Origin of the sequence: Streptococcus sp. 714, assembly GCF_013277115.1 — a bacterium.
Taxonomy (GTDB): Bacteria; Bacillota; Bacilli; order Lactobacillales; family Streptococcaceae; genus Streptococcus.
Genome location: NZ_VMMH01000021.1, coordinates 17,131 through 36,244, shown reverse-complemented (window position 1 = coordinate 36,244; position 19,114 = coordinate 17,131). Strand labels below are relative to the sequence as shown.

Below are 19,114 nucleotides of genomic sequence, written 5' to 3'. Positions count from 1 at the left end.
AAGAGGAAAATATGACAATTTACAATATAAATTTAGGAATTGGATGGGCTAGTAGCGGTGTTGAATACGCCCAAGCCTACCGTGCTGGTGTTTTTCGGAAATTAAATCTGTCCTCTAAGTTTATCTTTACAGATATGATTTTAGCCGATAATATTCAGCACTTAACAGCTAATATTGGTTTTGATGATGATCAAGTGATTTGGCTTTATAATCATTTTACAGACATCAAGATTGCACCGACTAGCGTGACAGTGGATGATGTCTTGGCTTACTTTGGTGGCATTGAAAGTCGTAGAGAAAAGAATGGCAAGGTTTTACGTGTCTTCTTTTCTGATCAAGATAAGTTTGTTACCTGTTATTTGGTGGATGAGTATAAGGACTTGGTTCAACATGCAGAGTATGTTTTTAAAGGAAAATTGATTCGAAAGGATTACTTTTCTTACACGCGTTATTGTAGCGAATACTTTGCTCCCAAGGACAATGTTGCAGTCCTATACCAAAGAACTTTCTATAATGAAGACGGAACTCCTGTCTATGATATCATGATGAATCAAGGGAAGGAAGAAGTTTATCGTTTCAAGGATAGGATTTTCTATGGGAAACAAGCCTTTATGCGTGCCTTTATGAAATCCTTGAATTTGAACAAGTCTGATTTGGTCATTCTTGATAGAGAGACAGGCATTGGACAGGTTGTTTTTGAGGAAGCACAGGTAGCGCATTTAGCGGTAGTCGTTCATGCGGAGCATTATAGTGAAAATGCTACAAATGAGGACTATATCCTTTGGAACAATTACTATGACTATCAGTTTACCAATGCAGATAAGGTCGATTTCTTTATCGTATCCACTGATAGACAGAGAGAAGTTCTGCAAGAGCAATTTGCCAAATACACCCAGCACCAACCAAAGATTGTTACCATTCCTGTAGGAAGTATTGATTCCTTGACTGAGTCAAGTCAAGGACGTAAACCATTTTCATTGATTACAGCTTCACGTCTTGCTAAAGAAAAACACATTGACTGGTTGGTCAAGGCGGTCATTGAGGCTCGTAAAGAAATACCTGAATTGACCTTTGATATTTATGGTAGTGGTGGAGAAGATTCTCTTCTTCGAGAAATTATTGCTAGTCATAAGGCAGAAGACTATATCCAGCTCAAGGGCCATGCGGAACTTTCGCAGATTTATAGCCAGTATGAGGTCTACTTGACGGCTTCAACCAGTGAAGGATTTGGTTTGACCTTGATGGAAGCTATTGGTTCAGGTCTACCTCTAATTGGTTTTGATGTGCCTTATGGTAATCAGACCTTTATAGAAGATGGGAAAAATGGTTATTTGATTCCAAGTTCATCAGATCACGTAGAAGACCAAATCAAGCAAGCTTACGCAGCTAAGATTTGCCAACTGTATCAAGAAAATCGTTTGGCGGATATGCGTACCCATTCTTACCAAATTGCAGAAGGATTCTTAACCAAAGAAATTTTAGAAAAGTGGAAGAAAACAGTAGAGGAGGTGCTCCATGATTGAACTTTATGATCGTTATAGTCAGGAAAGTCGAGATTTACATGAAAGTCTAGTCGCTACTGGACTGTCTCAACTTGGAGTGGTCATCGATGCAGATGGATTTCTGCCTGATGGTCTGGTTTCTCCTTTTACCTATTATCTAGGCTATGAAAAGGGAAAACCTCTCTATTTCAACCAAGTTCCTGTTCCAGCTTTTTGGGAAATTTCAGGCAATAATCAGTCTGCTCGTATTGAAGATATGACACAGGAGAGAGCCGTCATTCATTATGCTGATGGTTTGCAGGCTCGCTTGGTTAAAAAGGTAGACTGGAAAGACCTAGAAGGTCGAGTACGCCAGGTTGATCACTATAATCGCTTCGGAGCTTGTTTTGCTACAACGACCTATAGCGCAGATAGCGAGCCGATTATGACAGTTTACCAAGATGTCAATGATCAACAAGTTTTACTTGAAAACCATGTGACGGGTGATATCTTATTGACTTTGCCTGGTCAATCCATGCGTTACTTTGCAAATAAGGTTGAATTTATCACCTTCTTTTTGCAAGATTTGGAAATAGATACCAGTCAGCTTATCTTTAATACCTTAGCGATTCCTTTCTTGGTTTCCTTCCATCATCCAGATAAATCTGGCTCAGATATTCTAGTTTGGCAGGAACCTCTTTATGATGCTATTCCGGGCAATATGCAGTTGATTTTGGAAAATGATGATGTGCGTACTAAGAAGATTATCATTCCTAACAAGGCGACTTATGAGCGCGCTTTAGAGTTGACTGACGAAAAATACCATGATCAGCTTGTGCACTTGGGTTATCATTACCAGTTCAAACGTGATAATTTCCTAAGACGAGATGCCTTAATCTTGACCAATTCCGATCAGATTGAGCAAGTAGAAACAATCGTAGAAGCCTTGCCTGATGTTACCTTCCGTATTGCAGCGGTGACAGAGATGTCTTCTAAGCTCTTAGATATGCTTCGCTATCCTAATGTGGTCCTTTATCAGAATGCTAGTCCACAGAAGATTCAGGAGCTGTATCAATTGTCGGATATTTACTTGGATATAAACCACAGTAATGAGTTGCTACAGGCAGTACGTCAGGCCTTTGAGCACAATCTCTTGATTCTTGGATTTCATCAGACAGTGCACAATAGACTTTATATCGCTCCAGATTATCTATTTGAAAGTAGTGAAGTTTCTGATTTGGTTGAGACCATTAAACTGGCTCTTTCAGATGTTGATCAAATGCGTCAGGCACTTGGAAAACAAGGTCAACATGCAAATTATGTTGATTTGGTGCGATATCAGGAAATCATGCAAACTGTTTTAGGAGGCTAATATGTCAGAGGAAGATTTATTTTACAAAGACGTTGAAGGTCGCATGGAAGAGTTGAAACAAAAACCTATCAAGAAGGAAAAAGAAACCCGAGGGGAAAAGATTAGTAAGACTTTTTCACTCTTACTGGGTTTGATGATTCTGATTGGTTTGCTCTTTACTTTACTGGGAATTTTGAGGTAGGCCTATGATTGACATACTGATTGTTTTAGCTATTATCCTATCTCTTGCTTTGATTGTATTGGTGACCATACAACCCCGTCAAAATCAACTCTTTTCCATGGATTCCACTAGTAATATTGGTAAACCAAGTTACTGGCAGAGCAACACCTTGGTAAAGGTTCTCACTTTATTAGTGAGTTTGGCCCTATTCGTTTTACTATTAACCTTTATGGTAATAACTTACAAATAAAAGAAAACTTCAGAGATTCACTTTTTGTGATTGGTCTGAAGTTTTCTTTTTTACTGTTCATATTTTTGGTAAAAGTCAACTTTTACTTGGATGAAGGCTTTGGCTTCGCGTAGAAGTTGAAGAAGGGTAGCGCGGGTTTCAAATTCTTCTCTTGTCTTGGGTAGGCTGCGATTACGGAAGACTTCCAGATAACGTTCAATTTCATCTAGCAAATCAGAAGCAGGATTGGTCTGGCTCAGTTGGCCTGCAATTTTTGAAAAAAGTTGGGCTAAAATCAGGCTTTCACTGGCAGCAAGGTGACAGGTGTTGATCTGCTGGGCCATGTTTCGCAGGATACGACTTTGTCGCTGTCTCATCTCAAAGTAGTGGATATGGTAGTCGGTTTGGTGAAAGAGGTGGTCAGAGTGATCTAAATAGACCAGTCTGAGGGCGTCTTCCAAAAGGGTGTCCAATTCTTTAACCAACTGTGCTCGGTTGCGGCCGTCCCCTCTAGATAAATAATATTTGAAGCGTTGGAGGATATCTTTTAACTTTTCTTCGACTAGCACGTGGTAGTGCTGGATTTCCTCTTCTCGGGAAGGCATGTAGAGATTGACCAGTAAAGCAAATCCTGTACCGATTGCAAAGAGAAGGAATTCATTGACTAGAAGGTCTGGAGAGGTTGACTCTTGAACCAAGAGATGGCTAACCAAAACAGTGCTTGGTGTGATGCCAATTTCCCAGCCCATCTCGTAGGCTAGGGGCACATAAAGAGCCAGATAGAGGCCAAGGCTCCAGATATGAAATCCGGTCAAGTGAAAGGCCAAAACCCCAATAGACAGAGCTAGAAGCATAGAAAAAAGACGATTGCGGGCTAGTTTTAAGGTACTTCTACGTGTATCAGATAGGCTCAAGAGAGCGATAATTCCAGCCGAAACTGCGGAAGAAAGATTGAGAAAATAAGCAAGAAGACAGGCAAGGCAGGTGGCTAAGATGAGCTTGGTCGTACGTTGGCTAATAGACATAAGAATTTCCTAGTAAGTTAGAATAAAAGAGCAAAAGACAAGACCTGAGCAGGCTTGTCTTTATGAGTTATTTTTTACGGGCTGCTGCGTATTCGGCAACGGCAGTAAAGAGGACGTCTGTAGAAGAGTTGAGGGCTGTTTCACATGAGTCTTGGATGACGCCAATGACAAATCCAACTCCGACAACTTGCATGGCAATATCGTTAGAAATACCGAAAAGGCTACAAGCAACTGGGATAAGAAGGAGGGAACCTCCCGCAATACCAGAAGCACCACAAGCTGAGATTGCGGCAACTACACTAAGGACAAAGGCTGTCGCAAAGTCAACAGGGATTCCAAGAGTATTCACTGCAGCAAGGGTCAAAACGTTGATAGTAATAGCTGCTCCGGCCATGTTGATAGTAGAACCAAGTGGGATAGAAACAGAATAGGTATCTGGATCCAGTCCAAGGTCGTGACAAAGTTTCATGTTGACAGGAATGTTAGCCGCAGAACTACGAGTGAAGAAGGCTGTCACACCGCTAACACGCAAACATTTCCAAACGAGGGGATAAGGGTTTCTCTTCATAAAGAGGAAGGCAATCAATGGATTCACTACTAGAGCCACAAAGAACATAGTTGTTATCAAGAGGGCAAGTAAGATTCCATAGTTGGCTAGGCTTCCGATTCCCTTATCAGAGATGGTTTTAAATACAAGTCCTAAGATTCCAAATGGAGCTAGGTTAATAATCCATTCGACAATTTTAGAAGTCACATCAGCTATGGTGTTCAACAATTCTTTACTATTTTTGCTGGCTTCTCTCATGGCAATCCCGAAAATAACCGCCCAAGATAGGATACCAATGTAGTTGGCTGTGACGAGGGCATTGACTGGATTGTCGACGAGTTTAAGTAAGAGATTGCTGAGGACCTGACCAATCCCATCTGGTGGTGTAATTTCTGTATTGGCACTATTTAGGGTAATTTCAACAGGTACGATGAAACTAGCAAAAACCGCTACAAGAGCAGCTGCAAATGTCCCCACTAGATAAAGAAAGATAACGGTTTTCATATTGCTATCTTGTCCTTTTTTATGTTGGGAAAGGGCATTGGCAACGAGGGCAAAGACTAGAATAGGTGCGATGGCTTTGAGACCACCAACAAAGAGATCTCCGAGTAGACCAACTCCTGAAACATTAGGAAATGTCAGTCCAAGGATTCCTCCGACAAGCATGCCAATCAAGATACGTTTGATCAGGCTTGCCTTATTCCAAGCATGAATGAATTTTTTCATAACAATCTCCTTTGTTGTGTAATGTTTATGATTATAGTATAAATATGAACCAAAATCAAGAATTTTCTGTCTATTTTCGAAATTATTTTTGAATATTTATGGAGAATGACACTTTATGAAAGTATGGTATAATAAATGAAAGGAGTTTTCTATGCAAGAATTTATTCAAACCTATCTCAATAAGCTTGATCTAACAGCGATTATCGAGAATATCTTGACCAAGCTACTTTCTCTCTTATTCCTGTTTTTGCTCTTTTATATAGCTAAGAAACTGCTTTATACCATGGTGCAGAGAATTGTCAAACCTTCTCTAAAAATGTCTCGCCATGATGTCGGGCGTCAGAAAACCATCTCACGTCTGCTAGAAAATGTGTTTAATTATACTCTTTATTTCTTTTTACTTTACTGTATCTTGTCTATTTTAGGTTTGCCAGTTTCTAGTTTGCTGGCTGGGGCTGGAATCGCTGGGGTGGCTATTGGGATGGGAGCCCAAGGCTTTCTGTCTGATGTCATCAATGGCTTTTTCATCCTCTTCGAACGTCAACTGGATGTGGGAGATGAGGTTGTTCTGACAAATGGTCCCATTACTGTATCGGGCAAGGTTGTCAGCGTCGGCATTCGGACAACGCAACTCAGAGGTGATGATCAGGTTCTGCACTTCGTTCCCAATCGGAATATCACAGTTGTCAGCAATTTTTCTCGGAAAGACCAGGCCTGAAATTTTAGCAGATTTATGGTACAATAAAAAGAGTTTGGTAAAGGAGAGAAGATGTTTTTAGAAAAACAGTTGGGTAATGGCTGTACCTGGATTGACCTAGATTTGGACAAGTTGAAAAAACTAGAGGACCTTTCTGAAATCTACGGTTTGGACAAGGAAACCATTGAATACGCACTGGATAGGAATGAGCGTGCCCACATGGATTATCACCGCGAAAATGGGACTGTGACCTTTATCTACAATGTCTTGAACTTGAAAAAGGACAAGGAATACTACGAAGCCTTTCCTATGACCTTTATCGTGGAACATCGTCGCCTGATTACCATTAGTAATACCAAGAACGCCTATGTCGTTGAACAGATGACCCGTTATCTAGACAGTCATGATACGCTTTCGATTTACAAGTTTCTCTTTGCCAGTCTGGAAATCATCAGCAATGCCTACTATCCTGTCATCGAGCAGATGGACAAGAGTAAGGATGAGGTTAATGGTCTCTTGCGGCAGCGGACGACTAAGAAAAACCTTTTTGCCCTTTCCGACTTGGAGACCGGTATGGTTTATCTTACTGCGGCTGCTAAGCAAAATCGTATGTTGTTAGAGCATATTCAGGGGCATGCCCTCTATCGTAGTTTTAACGAGATTGAGAGAGAGCAGTTTGATGATGCCATGATTGAGGCTCATCAGCTGGTGTCCATGACAGATTTAATTTCTCAAGTTCTCCAACAACTATCAGCATCTTACAACAACATCCTAAACAATAATCTGAATGATAATTTGACAACCTTGACCATCATCTCAGTCTTGCTAGCCGTTTTAGCAGTCGTGACAGGCTTTTTTGGAATGAATGTTCCGTTACCTTTAACAGATGAACCCCATGCTTGGCTCTACATCAGTTTGGCTAGTGCAGGTTTGTGGATTGTTTTGTCATTGTTGCTAAGGAAAATTGCGAAAAAAAGTTAAGAAAAGGAGCCAGAATGGCGATTGAAAATTACATGCCAGATTTTGCTGTGGAAGCAGTTTATGGTCTGACAGTCCCAAGCCTGCAGGCGCAGGGAATCAAGGCTGTTTTGGTCGATTTGGACAATACCCTCATAGCTTGGAACAACCCTGATGGGACGCCAGAGATGAAGCAATGGCTACATGACCTCCGTGACGCGGGCATTCGCATCATAGTAGTCTCAAATAATACCAAAAAACGAGTTCAACGTGCAGTTGAGAAATTTGGGATTGATTACGTCTACTGGGCCTTGAAGCCCTTTACATTTGGGATTGACCGTGCCATGAAGGAATTTCACTATGAGAAAAGTGAAGTGGTCATGGTCGGTGACCAGCTTATGACCGATATTCGAGCAGCCCACCGTGCAGGCATTCGCTCAATATTGGTCAAGCCTTTGGTCCAACACGACTCGATCAAGACGCAGATTAACCGTGCTCGTGAGCGCCGTGTTATGCGAAAAATCACTGAAAAGTACGGACCGATTACATATAAAAAAGGAATTTAACTATGGAAGAAATTCTCTGTATTGGTTGTGGAGCAACCATTCAGACGACAGACAAGGCTGGACTTGGCTTTACCCCCCAGTCGGCACTTGAAAAAGGTTTGGAGACTGGCGAAGTCTATTGCCAACGTTGTTTCCGTCTCCGCCACTACAATGAAATCACGGATGTCCAGTTGACGGATGATGATTTCCTCAAGCTCTTGCACGAGGTGGGAGATAGTGATGCCCTAGTGGTCAATGTCATTGATATCTTTGACTTTAATGGCTCTGTTATCCCAGGCTTGCCACGTTTTGTATCAGGCAATGATGTCCTCTTGGTTGGAAATAAACAGGATATCCTACCTAAGTCAGTTAAACCGGGCAAGATTAGCCAGTGGCTCATGGAACGTGCCCATGAAGAAGGGCTTCGTCCAGTCGATGTTGTCTTAACTTCGGCACAAAACAAGCATGCCATTAAGGAAGTCATTGACAAGATTGAACACTACCGTAAGGGCCGTGATGTCTATGTGGTCGGTGTAACCAACGTTGGAAAATCAACCCTTATCAATGCTATTATCCAAGAAATCACGGGTGACCAGAATGTCATCACGACTTCGCGTTTCCCAGGGACAACCTTGGACAAGATTGAGATTCCGCTTGATGATGGATCTTATATCTACGATACGCCGGGAATCATCCATCGTCACCAAATGGCCCATTACCTGACTGCTAAAAACCTCAAGTATGTCAGCCCTAAAAAGGAAATCAAGCCAAAAACCTATCAGCTTAATCCCGAGCAAACCCTATTTTTAGGTGGACTCGGACGCTTTGACTTCATATCAGGAGAAAAGCAAGGTTTCACAGCCTTCTTTGACAATGAACTCAAACTCCATCGTACCAAGCTAGAAGGAGCCAGTGCCTTCTATGACAAGCACCTTGGAACTCTTCTAACACCGCCAAATAGTAAGGAAAAAGAAGATTTTCCAAAACTAGTCCAACATATCTTTAACATTAAGGACAAGACGGACCTAGTCATCTCAGGCCTAGGCTGGATCCGTGTAACAGGTACCGCCAAAGTCGCCGTCTGGGCACCCGAAGGCGTCGCAGTAGTCACACGAAAAGCAATTATTTAAACACAGAAAGGAAAGGGTTGTCTGAATTCGGGCGAGCAGGGCGAGCCCCATAGAGAATACTTTTCGCTGTGGTGTCAGTTGGTACAAGTGCTTGTACCAACTGCGGAAAATTTGAGACCTTAGGCTCAAATTTTAGTCATGAAAGTCCGAAGGACTTTGCTGACGTCCGTCACCACTTCAGAAAAGTATAAAAAGAAACTCTTTTAAAGAAATTATGTCATTAACATCAAAACAACGTGCCTTCCTCAACAGCCAGGCACACACCCTCAAACCCATCATCCAAATCGGGAAAAATGGACTTAACGACCAAATCAAGACCAGCGTTCGCCAAGCTCTTGACGCCCGTGAATTAATCAAAGTAACGCTCTTGCAAAATACAGATGAAAACATCCACGAAGTAGCTGAAATCTTGGAAGAAGAAATCGGTGTGGATATAGTCCAAAAAATCGGACGCATCTTGATCTTGTTTAAACAATCTAGCAAGAAAGAAAATCGCAAGATTTCTAAAAAAGTCAAAGAAATCTAAAGAACTACTCCAAACAACTGTTTTTACAGAGAAATAAAGGAGACTAGCCTATGGCAATCGAACTATTAACTCCCTTTACCAAGGTAGAGTTGGAGCCAGAAATCAAGGAGAAAAAACGCAAACAAGTCGGGATTTTAGGGGGAAATTTTAACCCTGTTCATAATGCCCATCTTGTTGTGGCGGACCAAGTACACCAGCAGTTGGGACTGGACCAGGTTTTGCTCATGCCTGAATACCAACCTCCTCATGTGGACAAAAAAGAAACCATCTCTGAGAATCATCGTCTCAAGATGCTTGAGTTGGCTATTGAGGGGATTGACGGCCTAGCCATTGAAACCATTGAGTTGGAGCGCAAGGGCATTTCATACACCTATGACACCATGAAGATTTTGACAGAGCAACATCCAGATACGGATTATTACTTTATCATCGGTGCCGACATGGTGGACTATCTGCCTAAGTGGTACCGAATTGATGAGCTGGTCGATCTGGTTCAGTTTGTTGGAGTTCAGCGCCCACGCTACAAGGCAGGGACTTCCTATCCCGTTATCTGGGTGGATGTGCCTCTCATGGATATCTCGTCCAGCATGGTGCGTGATTTCCTTGCCCAAGGTCGAAAACCTAACTTTCTCCTACCTCAGCCGGTGCTAGACTATATCGAGAAGGAGGGGCTCTACTGATGGATTATCAAGACTATATCAACTGCTCTCGCGAGGCTTTGTTGGAAAAAATGGCAGAGCTTCTACCTGAAAAACGTCTAACCCATTGTTTGGGTGTAGAGCGTGCAGCCATAGAATTAGCAGAGAGATTCGGAGTCGATGCCGAGAAAGCAGGCCTAGCAGGCCTTCTTCATGACTATGCTAAAAAGCTGTCAGATCAGGAATTTTTGGATTTGATTGACCGTTACCAATTAGACCCTGACCTCAAAAACTGGGGCAATAATGTCTGGCATGGTATGGTTGGAATTTACAAGATTCAGGAAGATTTGGATTTGCAAGACTCTGAAATCCTACGAGCCATTGAAATTCATACAGTTGGGGCTGGTCAGATGACTGATCTTGATAAGGTTATCTACGTCGCAGACTATATCGAGCATAATCGCGCCTTTCCTGGAGTGGATGTGGCGCGTGAGATTGCAAGTCTATCGCTTAATAAGGCAGTGGCCTACGAAACAGCTCGTACCGTGGAGCATCTAGCTCATCAGGGATTCCCTATCTATCCCCAAACCCTTGAAACCTATAACGCCTTTGTGCACTATTTGAAAGAGGACTAAATGAAAACGGCTTTTATAATCATTGATGTTCAGAATATTTTAGTGGAAACCGGTTTTCAGACAAATAGTCTATTGGACAAAATTTCTTATTTACAAAACCAGGCTAGAAGCAAGAATATCGAAATTATTTATGTTCAACATATTGAGGACTCTGAAGCTCAAACATCAGAAGATTGGCAGTTATCTGAGCTTTTAAATCGAAAACCTAATGAAAAGGTCTTTCAGAAGAAGTATAACAGTATTTTCAAAGAAACGGGTTTAAAAGAATACTTGGATAAACAGGGGATTGAAAAATTAGTTTTATGTGGTATGCAGACAGAATATTGTGTGGATACCTCTGTCAAGGTTGCCTTTGAATATGGCTATCAGCTTATTATTCCAGAAGGAACTTGCACAACGTTTGATGGGAAAGACATTCCAGCAGAAACGATAAATGAATTTTATGAGGGCATTTGGGAGGGGCGCTTTGCAGATGTCCTAGATTACAAACATATTTTCTAGAAAGAGGACTAAATGAACGAAAAAGAATTATTAGAACTAGTCGTGAAAGCGGCTGATGAGAAACGTGCGGATGATATCCTCGCACTTGATGTACAAGATTTGACTAGCGTGACGGACTACTTTGTTATCACTAGCTCGATGAATAGCCGTCAGTTGGACGCTATAGCTGATAATATCCGTGAAAAAGTAGCGGAAGCTGGTTTTAAAGGCAGCCATATCGAAGGCGATGCAGCGGGAGGCTGGGTTTTGTTGGACCTCGGTGCTGTCGTTGTGCATATCTTCTCAGAAGAAATGCGTGCCCACTATAACCTAGAGAAGCTATGGCATGAGGCAGAGTCAGTAGATATTTCAGAAGCTCTTGCTTAGAAGACGAACTCAGTTGTAGCCAACTGGGTTTCTTTGCTTATTTTAGAAAATTGGATAGAAAGGTATAGGGCGAGTGGTGTTTGCCATGGAGGCTCTTGGTATCATGATTATGGCAACTTATGAAACCTTTGCGGCTGTTTACGATGCTGTGATGGATGATAGTTTATACGATAAATGGACGGATTTTTCGCTTCGTCATTTGCCTAAGACCAAGGAGAGAAAGAAACTTTTGGAATTGGCTTGTGGGACAGGCATTCAGTCTGTACGCTTTTCTCAAGCTGGTTTTGATGTGACTGGACTGGACTTGAGCTCGGATATGTTGAAGATTGCGGAGAAGAGAGCGGCTTCAGCCAAACAAAAAATTGATTTTATTGAAGGCAATATGCTGGATTTGTCCAAGGCAGGTCAATACGACTTTATCACTTGTTATTCGGACTCTATCTGCTACATGCAGGATGAGGTGGAAGTAGGGGATGTTTTTAAGGAAGTCTATAATGCCCTTAACGAAGATGGTGTCTTCATCTTTGATGTGCATTCGACTTACCAGACAGATGAGGTCTTCCCAGGTTATTCTTACCATGAAAATGCGGAAGAGTTCGCCATGCTCTGGGATACCTACGAGGACGAAGCACCTCACTCCATCGTGCATGAGTTGACCTTCTTTATCAAGGAAGCGGATGATTCCTTTAGTCGCCACGATGAAGTGCATGAGGAGCGGACCTATGAGGTCTTGACCTATGACATTCTGCTGGAACAGGCTGGATTCAAGTCCTTCAAACTCTATGCGGACTTTGAGGACAAGGCGCCAACAGAGACAAGTACCCGTTGGTTTTTTGTGGCGCAGAAGTAGGAGATTAGCATGACCATCACAGGTATTATCGCGGAGTTTAATCCTTTTCATAATGGACACAAATACCTGCTGGAGCAGGCTGAGGGATTGAAAATCGTAGCCATGTCTGGGAATTTCATGCAGAGAGGCGAGCCTGCTATTGTGGATAAGTGGACAAGGGCCCAGATGGCACTGGAAAATGGAGCGGATCTGGTAGTAGAATTGCCCTTTTTAGTCAGTGTTCAGGCAGCTGATTTCTTTGGTCAAGGAGCTGTGGATATCTTGGCTCGCTTGGGCATTGATAGTCTGGCTTTTGGTACAGAGGAAGTTCTGGATTACCAGAAAATTGCTGACTTATACACAGAGCAGGGTGCTGAGATGGAGAAATTTGTGGAAAATCTGCCTGATTCCCTCTCTTATCCCCAGAAGACCCAGGCCATGTGGAAGGAATTTGCAGGGCTTGATTTTTCTGGCAATACGCCCAATCATGTCCTAGCTCTTGCCTATGCAAAGGCAGTTGCGGGACGCAACATCAAACTCCATCCGATTCAGCGTCAGGGGGCTGGCTATCATTCTGTGGATAAGGATGTGAACTTTGCTTCGGCGACAGCTCTTCGTCAGCACCAGAAGGATCAAGATTTCTTAAAACGCTTTATGCCTTCTGTTTCCCTCTTTGAGCAGACTAGTAAGGTGAGCTGGGATGACTATTTTCCCTTGCTCCATTATCAAATCTTGTCAAATCCCGACCTAACCACTATCTATCAGGTAAATCAAGAAATGGCTGTGCGTATTAATGAAGCTATTAAAACAGCACAGTCTGTAGAAGAATTAGTCGAGGCGGTTGCCACCAAACGTTACACTAAGGCGCGTGTCAGACGCCTCTTGACCTATATCTTGGTGCAAGCTAGAGAAGGTGACTTGCCAGAAGCCATTCATGTCCTTGGATTTACTGAAAAAGGAAGACAACACCTTAAGTCCCTGAAAGGGCAGGTCAGTCTAGTCAGCCGAATTGGCAAAGAACCCTGGGATGCTATGACCCAAAAGGCAGACCAGATTTACCAACTGGGAAATCCAAGTATAGCAGAGCAGAATTTTGGAAGAGTGCCGATAAGAATAGAAACAAACTAAGTCTACTGAAAGGTGGACTTTTTGAATTTTTTACGAATAAATAGATAGAAAAAGAAAATCTTGTACAAGTTCCTGACAATTTTTTTCTTTTCATGTATAATAGTGGAAAAGAGGTAAAACGAGGTATGGTTATGGAAGCAGTTCTTTACTCAACATTCCGAAATCATTTAAAGGACTACATGAAAAAGGTAAATGATGAATTTGAGCCTTTAACGGTGGTCAATAAAAATCCAGACGAGGACATTGTAGTCCTTTCAAAGAGTGAGTGGGATAGTATCCAAGAAACCCTGAGAATTGCTCAAAATAAGGAACTTTCTGATAAGGTTTTGCGAGGAATGGCTCAAGTTCGTGCTGGAAGTACTCAGGTCCATGTTATTGAGGAGTAAGAATGCTGCTCAAGTTTACAGAAGATGCCTGGGCAGATTATTGCTACTGGCAAAATCAGGATAAGAAAACGTTAAAAAGAATTAATAAACTAATCAAGGATATTCAACGTGATCCCTTTACAGGAATAGGAAAACCAGAACCACTCAAGTATGACTACCAAGGAGCTTGGTCACGTCGTATTGATGCAGAAAATCGATTGATTTATATGATGGATGGAGATAGCGTGGCTTTCTTGTCTTTCAAAGATCATTACTAAGTCTACTGCGAAGTAGACTTTTTATTTTTTAAATTTTTATTAGTAAGTTTAAGATAAAGTTTTTTGGAAAATGACAGAAGCCCTAGTACAAAAGACAAAAACTCAGTAAAGAAATTTAGTATATGAACTTCGATCTTTACCCTTGAATACGCTTTATAACTCGTATTTTGTGGTATAATGAAGAGAATTGTTAATAATAAAAACAGGGGAAGTAAATGTCTAATTTCAAAGAAAAACTACCACTATTTCAAGCAAATGATATCCAAATCTCTAATGATGTCAATACGGTTTGGTCTATCGCTAACACCCTTAGAGGAGCTTATCGAGCAGATAAGTATCGCGATGTTATTATTCCAATGTTTGTCCTGACTCGTTTAGAAGCTGCTTTGCTGCCAACCAAGGATCAGGTGGTAGCACAATACAAAGCAAATCCCAATACACCTGAGAAAGTGTTGGAGAAACTTTCAGGTTATCGTTACTACAATGTTAGTCCTTTTACGTTGGAAAATCTTCAAAACGATCCAAATGCAATCGAGGAGAATTTTATAGCCTATCTGGATGGCTATTCTTGTCGTGTCAAGGACATCATTGAAAACCTAAAATTTAAAGAGCAAGTCCGTACCCTAGCCCAGAGTGGTCGTCTTTTCACGGTTATTAAAAAGTTCTCTCAAATTGATTTGTCTACAAGTTCAGTCGACTCTATGCGTATGGGATACATGTTTGAGGATATCATCCGCCGATTTTCTGAAAATGAGGAAGCGGGGTCTCACTATACCCCTCGTGAAGTTATTGCTCTGATGGTCAACCTCCTCTTGATTGAGGCAGACGAAGAACTTTTTGTTGATAAAAAAGAGTTGAAAATACTAGACATGGCGGCTGGAACAGGGGGAATGCTGGCTACAGCTAAAAGCTATATCCGTCAGTTGAATACAGGAGCCACTGTCCGACTCTTTGGTCAGGAAGTTTTGCCTGAAACCTTTGGGATTGGTCGTGCAGATATGCTAATTCGTCAGGAAGACTCTGACTATTTCGTGAAGGTGGATACCTTAAAAGATACAGATCCTTTTCCAGATACTAAAATGAGCTTTGTCATCGCTAACCCTCCCTTCGGTCAAGCTTGGGGTGGTAAGGATGCGGATGATGGGGTTGAGGATGCAGTTAAGAAAGATCATCAACTCTTTGATAAAACAGAAGGTCGTCAAGGTCGTTTTGTTGCGACTCCAGGAACTGGAGATGCTCAACTACTCTTCCATCTTCATGCTCTTGCAAAATTAGAAGAAAATGGCCGTGCAGCCATCATTTCAAATGGGTCTCCCCTCTTTTCAGGTGGGACGTCATCGGGAGAAAGTCAGATTCGCCGTTATATCCTTGAGAATGATTTGCTAGAAGCTATAGTCGCCCTTCCAGGTCAATTTTTCTATAACACAGGGATTGGGATTTATATCTGGATTTATAATAAAAACAAGTCTCCTGAGCGCCAGAACAAGGTCCAGTTTATCGATGCGACGGAGGAGTTTGTTCCTCTACGTAAATCTCTAGGTCAAAAACGCCGTGAGTTGTCCCAAGATAATATCCGTCAGATCCTTCGCTGGTACGATGATTTTCAAGAAAATGACCATGTAAAAATCTTTGACAATCAAGAGTTTCTCTATCGAGAGTTTACAGTTATGCAACCTCTGCAACGTCGTGGCCAGATAAGCGAAGAAACAATTGAGAAAGCGAAAAGCGTTCCTTTCCTAGCTAAACTATTTGATGAATACAAGTATCAAGAATTGCTAGAGATGGAACCACGTTCAGCCAAGGATGAGAAAAAATTACAGGACTTTGTAGCTGGTAAGATCAAGCAAGAAGCTATCCTGACAGCTCTTGCTAAGGGAAGCTCTGACAAGACCTATCCTAACTTTGAGAACTTTGTCCAAGTCATCAAGGACTTGCTGGGAGAGTTTAAGCTTACGTCTGCTAATATCAATGCGCTAGCCTTAGCTATGAGTGAAATGGACAAGACAGCAGAGGTTATCCGAACCAAGAAGAAAGACAAGGCAAATGAGATTGCCGATGGGATTGTCTATGATAAGACCACCAAGGACAGTGAAATCGTTAAGCTGACAGAGGATGTGGAAGACTACTTTGCGCGTGAGGTTTATCCTCATGTACCTGACGCCCACTACTGGTTTGATGAGGAAAAAGGCTATGGAGCAGAGATTCCTTTTACCCGCTATTTCTATCAATACCAAGCACCAGAAAGTGCAGAAAAGCTCTTGGCAGAGTTTTATGACTTGGAAGCAGAATTACAGACTCTCTTGGAGGAACTCAAACATGACTAAGATGAAAGAGAGTGGCATTGACTGGATCGGACAGATACCAGAAGAGTGGGAGATGAATAAATTCAAGTATTTATTTAATACTTCTAAGGGGCTTAGTATTACTAAAGATTGCCTGACTGAAAAGGGAATTCCGGTTATAAATTATGGACAAATTCATTCTAGTTTAACCAAACAAGTGCAATCATTTGACACCAGATTACCTTTTATTAATGATTCCTATTTATCAAATAAAAATGCACAGTTAAACAAGGGAGATTTTATTTTTGCAGATACTTCTGAAGATTTAGAAGGAGCAGGAAATTTTTCTACTCGTTTAGACTCATTGGGTTATTTCTTAGCTGGCTATCATACAATTATAGTTAGGTTAAAAAATAATGAGAATCATGATTTTAGGTATTTTATGCATTTATTTGATTCTATAGCTAATAGAAAACAAATCCAAAATAAAGTTAGTGGGGTTAAAGTTTTTAGTGTAACACAAGGAATATTGAACAATATCTTTGTAGTTATACCGCCAAAAACAGAACAAACTAAAATTGCTGATTTCCTAGACAAGAAAACAGCTCAGTTAGATAAGGTTAAAGCCCTATTGGAAGAGCAAATTCAAAAACTCAAAGACTACCGAGCTAGCTTGATTTATGAAACCGTCACAAAAGGATTGGATAAAAACGTACCTATGAAAGACTCAGGAATCGACTGGATTGGACAGGTGCCTGAAGGGTGGGAAGTGAAAAGGTTGAAAGATTATGTAGATTTTCAAACGGGTACTACTCCACCTCAATCTATAGGTGTAAACCAAGAAAGGGAAGGTGTTCGTTGGTTTAAACCAGGAGATTTTTCAGATGAATCCGTCGATTTAACTAGTGCTGAGAACTATATCACAAGTGAAATCGTTAAACAACAAAAATTATCAGTGTATCCTGAAAAAACAATTTTAGTTGTTGGTATTGCAAGTATTGGTAAAGTTGGTTATTCGGAAAATCATTCGTATTCAAATCAACAAATTACAGCGTTGAAAGTGACGGGACAAACCTTTCCAAAGTATCTAGCTTATTTGATGTTTTCAAGTGGTCAATATATTAGAGAGACAGCACTTTACACGATTGTACCAATTATAAATAACCAGTATCTATCTTCGCTGAAAATTGTACTACCAAATCGTGTTGTTCAGGAAACAATCGTAGAGTATTTAGATAAAAAAATAGAGCAAATAAATAAAATGATTGTCATCAAGAACGATCAAATTAAAAATATTAATAAACAACGACAAACTCTTATTTATGATTATGTAACAGGGAAGAGGAGGGTGTAAATGCTTGTGGAACGTGAATTCAAGTGTCTTTTTTATAAAGCTGTTTCTAAAACAAATGCAGTATCAAAGATTAATGCATTTTTTGCAGGTCTTAATCCAGCAGTATCATTGGTTACGGAATCTATTGGAAATCTATCATATTATTTACGCAATGATATTCGTAAAACAGATACTTATATAGTATTTACTATTGCAAAGGTTAATTTGGAGCAAGATATTCAAATTGATGATATTCAGACTCAAAATAGAGATATTGTGGAAAAAGAAGATACCGAAGGAATAGCTAATGATGCTCAATTTTTGTATGATTTTAAAAATAGCATTTTGCTTCAGAAAAGAGGGAAATCGCAAACTACAATAGAAGAATTAAGAAAATTTATAGCTTTAAAGGTCGGAATTGATTATAAAGAATTTGAATTTGTTATCATAAAGGATAAGGATGCCACTAAAAATCTAGATAAGATGCGACATGTTCATGATGTTGTTTTTTCAATCGCTATTCCAGAAAATTTATCATTATTCTCAGAACAAGTAAAAGATATTAATAGTGGTGTTGAATTTGCTAAGGAAATGTCAGCAAAAAGTATGGAATTGAGAATTAAGGGGACTGATTTAAATAAAAATAGACTGAGACGTGCAATAGACGAATTTTGTTCTTATAAAGATAATCAAAATGTAAAGATAAGAACTATGTCTGTCTATGGTGATTCTGAGATAATAGATTTAGTAAATCATAAGTTGAACTATTATGAAAAATATTACATAGAAGATATTGATAATGATATTATTTACGATAAACTGGAAAAAGCATACAAAGAGAAGGAAGGATATTTAGTTGCTTTCAAAGATTAGAAAATACAAGGGATATTTATTTTTAATAATCTCTTTAATAGTATCTTTCTACGCTTTTCATTCCCAACTTCAATTATGTGTTATCCATAATTATGTTGAATTCGTATCATCTATCCAAAATGTTTTGATTTTTATATCAGGTGTATTAGTTGCTGCATTTGGAATAACATCATTTTTTGCAACAAATCGATTTATAAAAAAATTAAAAAGTCTTAATGTAGATTTATTGATAATAGAAAGACTATTTGATCTATCGTTATTATCCTTTATATTAACAATTTTTCCTTCTTTTTTTCTTGCTCAAGAACCAAGTAGCACTAATGATATTTTACGTGTAACTCTTTCTATATTTATTGGATTATTAACGTTTTTTGTATTATCGCTATGTGATTTAATAAAGGCGTTTAGAAAAATATTGAAAATTACTATAGATTCTGAGAAAGAAAGAAGAAAGATGACGGAAAATGATGATATTTAAGCATAAGGAAGAT

The 19,114-nt window shown here is 40.2% G+C and carries 23 protein-coding genes; 21 read left to right on the top strand and 2 right to left on the bottom strand.

What is annotated here, in order from left to right; genetic code table 11:
- The first annotated feature begins 11 nt into the window (after window positions 1-11).
- From gtfA to HT718_RS08070, 4 genes are read left to right on the top strand one after another with little or no spacing between them, the layout of a single operon-like run.
- Window positions 12-1,523, top strand: coding sequence for an accessory Sec system glycosyltransferase GtfA (gene gtfA, locus HT718_RS08085; protein WP_173268136.1), 1,512 nt, complete (start codon window positions 12-14; stop codon window positions 1,521-1,523).
- Window positions 1,516-2,853: an accessory Sec system glycosylation chaperone GtfB gene (gene gtfB / locus HT718_RS08080; protein WP_173268135.1), complete on the top strand. Its 1,338-nt coding sequence runs from the start codon at window positions 1,516-1,518 to the stop codon at window positions 2,851-2,853. The genes gtfA and gtfB overlap by 8 nt, the downstream gene beginning before the upstream one ends.
- A gap of 1 nt (window position 2,854) precedes the next feature.
- A complete protein-coding gene (asp4, locus tag HT718_RS08075; protein ID WP_001287962.1) occupies window positions 2,855-3,034 on the top strand; it encodes an accessory secretory system protein Asp4 in 180 nt (59 codons plus the stop codon).
- Between the two features lie 4 nt (window positions 3,035-3,038).
- Window positions 3,039-3,263 (top strand): accessory secretory protein Asp5, encoded by a 225-nt coding sequence (locus tag HT718_RS08070; protein ID WP_173268134.1) that lies wholly within the window; start codon window positions 3,039-3,041, stop codon window positions 3,261-3,263.
- A 50-nt stretch (window positions 3,264-3,313) separates the two neighbouring features.
- On the opposite strand, the gene HT718_RS08065 is transcribed toward HT718_RS08070, so the two are convergent.
- Complete coding sequence (locus HT718_RS08065) at window positions 3,314-4,267, bottom strand: aromatic acid exporter family protein (RefSeq protein ID WP_173268133.1); 954 nt, start codon at window positions 4,265-4,267, stop codon at window positions 3,314-3,316.
- 67 nt (window positions 4,268-4,334) lie between these two features.
- On the bottom strand, window positions 4,335-5,540 hold the full coding sequence (gene sstT / locus HT718_RS08060; RefSeq protein WP_173268132.1) for a serine/threonine transporter SstT: 1,206 nt from the start codon (window positions 5,538-5,540) through the stop codon (window positions 4,335-4,337).
- 151 nt (window positions 5,541-5,691) lie between these two features.
- On the opposite strand from sstT, the gene HT718_RS08055 reads away from it, so the two are divergent.
- From HT718_RS08055 to HT718_RS07975, 17 genes are all read left to right on the top strand, one after another.
- Window positions 5,692-6,258 carry a mechanosensitive ion channel domain-containing protein gene (locus HT718_RS08055; protein ID WP_173268131.1) on the top strand — a complete coding sequence of 189 codons (567 nt, stop codon included), beginning with the start codon at window positions 5,692-5,694 and terminating at the stop codon, window positions 6,256-6,258.
- Between the two features lie 51 nt (window positions 6,259-6,309).
- A complete protein-coding gene (locus HT718_RS08050) occupies window positions 6,310-7,218 on the top strand; it encodes a magnesium transporter CorA family protein (protein ID WP_173268130.1) in 909 nt (302 codons plus the stop codon).
- A 14-nt stretch (window positions 7,219-7,232) separates the two neighbouring features.
- Window positions 7,233-7,760 (top strand): YqeG family HAD IIIA-type phosphatase, encoded by a 528-nt coding sequence (locus HT718_RS08045; protein WP_033684170.1) that lies wholly within the window; start codon window positions 7,233-7,235, stop codon window positions 7,758-7,760.
- A gap of 2 nt (window positions 7,761-7,762) precedes the next feature.
- On the top strand, window positions 7,763-8,869 hold the full coding sequence (gene yqeH, locus HT718_RS08040) for a ribosome biogenesis GTPase YqeH (protein WP_173268129.1): 1,107 nt from the start codon (window positions 7,763-7,765) through the stop codon (window positions 8,867-8,869).
- A gap of 214 nt (window positions 8,870-9,083) precedes the next feature.
- Window positions 9,084-9,395 (top strand): ribosome assembly RNA-binding protein YhbY, encoded by a 312-nt coding sequence (gene yhbY / locus HT718_RS08035; protein WP_173268128.1) that lies wholly within the window; start codon window positions 9,084-9,086, stop codon window positions 9,393-9,395.
- A gap of 50 nt (window positions 9,396-9,445) precedes the next feature.
- The gene (locus tag HT718_RS08030; RefSeq protein ID WP_173268127.1) at window positions 9,446-10,075 is read left to right on the top strand and encodes a nicotinate-nucleotide adenylyltransferase; all 630 of its coding nucleotides are present in this window, start codon (window positions 9,446-9,448) and stop codon (window positions 10,073-10,075) included.
- Window positions 10,075-10,668 carry a bis(5'-nucleosyl)-tetraphosphatase (symmetrical) YqeK gene (gene yqeK, locus HT718_RS08025; protein ID WP_173268126.1) on the top strand — a complete coding sequence of 198 codons (594 nt, stop codon included), beginning with the start codon at window positions 10,075-10,077 and terminating at the stop codon, window positions 10,666-10,668. The genes HT718_RS08030 and yqeK overlap by 1 nt, the downstream gene beginning before the upstream one ends.
- A complete protein-coding gene (locus HT718_RS08020; protein ID WP_000844697.1) occupies window positions 10,669-11,169 on the top strand; it encodes a cysteine hydrolase family protein in 501 nt (166 codons plus the stop codon).
- A 12-nt stretch (window positions 11,170-11,181) separates the two neighbouring features.
- Entirely contained in the window at window positions 11,182-11,535 is a 354-nt protein-coding gene (rsfS, locus tag HT718_RS08015) for a ribosome silencing factor (RefSeq protein WP_061759530.1), read from the top strand.
- 109 nt (window positions 11,536-11,644) lie between these two features.
- Window positions 11,645-12,385: a class I SAM-dependent methyltransferase gene (locus HT718_RS08010; RefSeq protein ID WP_173268144.1), complete on the top strand. Its 741-nt coding sequence runs from the start codon at window positions 11,645-11,647 to the stop codon at window positions 12,383-12,385.
- Between the two features lie 9 nt (window positions 12,386-12,394).
- A complete protein-coding gene (locus tag HT718_RS08005; RefSeq protein ID WP_173268125.1) occupies window positions 12,395-13,492 on the top strand; it encodes a nucleotidyltransferase in 1,098 nt (365 codons plus the stop codon).
- A gap of 131 nt (window positions 13,493-13,623) precedes the next feature.
- Window positions 13,624-13,878, top strand: a complete 255-nt coding sequence (locus HT718_RS08000; RefSeq protein ID WP_000388572.1) for a type II toxin-antitoxin system Phd/YefM family antitoxin — start codon at window positions 13,624-13,626, stop codon at window positions 13,876-13,878.
- 2 nt (window positions 13,879-13,880) lie between these two features.
- A complete protein-coding gene (locus tag HT718_RS07995) occupies window positions 13,881-14,135 on the top strand; it encodes a Txe/YoeB family addiction module toxin (RefSeq protein WP_000924721.1) in 255 nt (84 codons plus the stop codon).
- Window positions 14,136-14,350: 215 nt separating this feature from the next.
- Complete coding sequence (locus HT718_RS07990; RefSeq protein WP_173268124.1) at window positions 14,351-16,459, top strand: class I SAM-dependent DNA methyltransferase; 2,109 nt, start codon at window positions 14,351-14,353, stop codon at window positions 16,457-16,459.
- On the top strand, window positions 16,452-17,771 hold the full coding sequence (locus HT718_RS07985; RefSeq protein WP_173268123.1) for a restriction endonuclease subunit S: 1,320 nt from the start codon (window positions 16,452-16,454) through the stop codon (window positions 17,769-17,771). Before HT718_RS07990 ends, HT718_RS07985 begins: the two co-directional genes overlap by 8 nt.
- Window positions 17,772-18,623 carry a DUF6731 family protein gene (locus HT718_RS07980; protein ID WP_124787866.1) on the top strand — a complete coding sequence of 284 codons (852 nt, stop codon included), beginning with the start codon at window positions 17,772-17,774 and terminating at the stop codon, window positions 18,621-18,623.
- A complete protein-coding gene (locus tag HT718_RS07975) occupies window positions 18,607-19,101 on the top strand; it encodes a hypothetical protein (RefSeq protein WP_173268122.1) in 495 nt (164 codons plus the stop codon). Before HT718_RS07980 ends, HT718_RS07975 begins: the two co-directional genes overlap by 17 nt.
- Window positions 19,102-19,114: the final 13 nt, after the last annotated feature.

Excerpts from the sequence above, each read along its gene's own strand:
- gtfA (WP_173268136.1), top strand. The coding sequence starts at position 12 with ATGACAATTTACAATATAAATTTAGGAATTGGATGGGCTAGTAGCGGT.
- gtfB (WP_173268135.1), top strand. The coding sequence starts at position 1,516 with ATGATTGAACTTTATGATCGTTATAGTCAGGAAAGTCGAGATTTACAT.
- asp4 (WP_001287962.1), top strand. The coding sequence starts at position 2,855 with ATGTCAGAGGAAGATTTATTTTACAAAGACGTTGAAGGTCGCATGGAA.
- HT718_RS08070 (WP_173268134.1), top strand. The coding sequence starts at position 3,039 with ATGATTGACATACTGATTGTTTTAGCTATTATCCTATCTCTTGCTTTG.
- HT718_RS08065 (WP_173268133.1), bottom strand. The coding sequence starts at position 4,267 with ATGTCTATTAGCCAACGTACGACCAAGCTCATCTTAGCCACCTGCCTT.
- sstT (WP_173268132.1), bottom strand. The coding sequence starts at position 5,540 with ATGAAAAAATTCATTCATGCTTGGAATAAGGCAAGCCTGATCAAACGT.
- HT718_RS08055 (WP_173268131.1), top strand. The coding sequence starts at position 5,692 with ATGCAAGAATTTATTCAAACCTATCTCAATAAGCTTGATCTAACAGCG.
- HT718_RS08050 (WP_173268130.1), top strand. The coding sequence starts at position 6,310 with ATGTTTTTAGAAAAACAGTTGGGTAATGGCTGTACCTGGATTGACCTA.
- HT718_RS08045 (WP_033684170.1), top strand. The coding sequence starts at position 7,233 with ATGGCGATTGAAAATTACATGCCAGATTTTGCTGTGGAAGCAGTTTAT.
- yqeH (WP_173268129.1), top strand. The coding sequence starts at position 7,763 with ATGGAAGAAATTCTCTGTATTGGTTGTGGAGCAACCATTCAGACGACA.
- yhbY (WP_173268128.1), top strand. The coding sequence starts at position 9,084 with ATGTCATTAACATCAAAACAACGTGCCTTCCTCAACAGCCAGGCACAC.
- HT718_RS08030 (WP_173268127.1), top strand. The coding sequence starts at position 9,446 with ATGGCAATCGAACTATTAACTCCCTTTACCAAGGTAGAGTTGGAGCCA.
- yqeK (WP_173268126.1), top strand. The coding sequence starts at position 10,075 with ATGGATTATCAAGACTATATCAACTGCTCTCGCGAGGCTTTGTTGGAA.
- HT718_RS08020 (WP_000844697.1), top strand. The coding sequence starts at position 10,669 with ATGAAAACGGCTTTTATAATCATTGATGTTCAGAATATTTTAGTGGAA.
- rsfS (WP_061759530.1), top strand. The coding sequence starts at position 11,182 with ATGAACGAAAAAGAATTATTAGAACTAGTCGTGAAAGCGGCTGATGAG.
- HT718_RS08010 (WP_173268144.1), top strand. The coding sequence starts at position 11,645 with ATGGCAACTTATGAAACCTTTGCGGCTGTTTACGATGCTGTGATGGAT.
- HT718_RS08005 (WP_173268125.1), top strand. The coding sequence starts at position 12,395 with ATGACCATCACAGGTATTATCGCGGAGTTTAATCCTTTTCATAATGGA.
- HT718_RS08000 (WP_000388572.1), top strand. The coding sequence starts at position 13,624 with ATGGAAGCAGTTCTTTACTCAACATTCCGAAATCATTTAAAGGACTAC.
- HT718_RS07995 (WP_000924721.1), top strand. The coding sequence starts at position 13,881 with ATGCTGCTCAAGTTTACAGAAGATGCCTGGGCAGATTATTGCTACTGG.
- HT718_RS07990 (WP_173268124.1), top strand. The coding sequence starts at position 14,351 with ATGTCTAATTTCAAAGAAAAACTACCACTATTTCAAGCAAATGATATC.
- HT718_RS07985 (WP_173268123.1), top strand. The coding sequence starts at position 16,452 with ATGACTAAGATGAAAGAGAGTGGCATTGACTGGATCGGACAGATACCA.
- HT718_RS07980 (WP_124787866.1), top strand. The coding sequence starts at position 17,772 with ATGCTTGTGGAACGTGAATTCAAGTGTCTTTTTTATAAAGCTGTTTCT.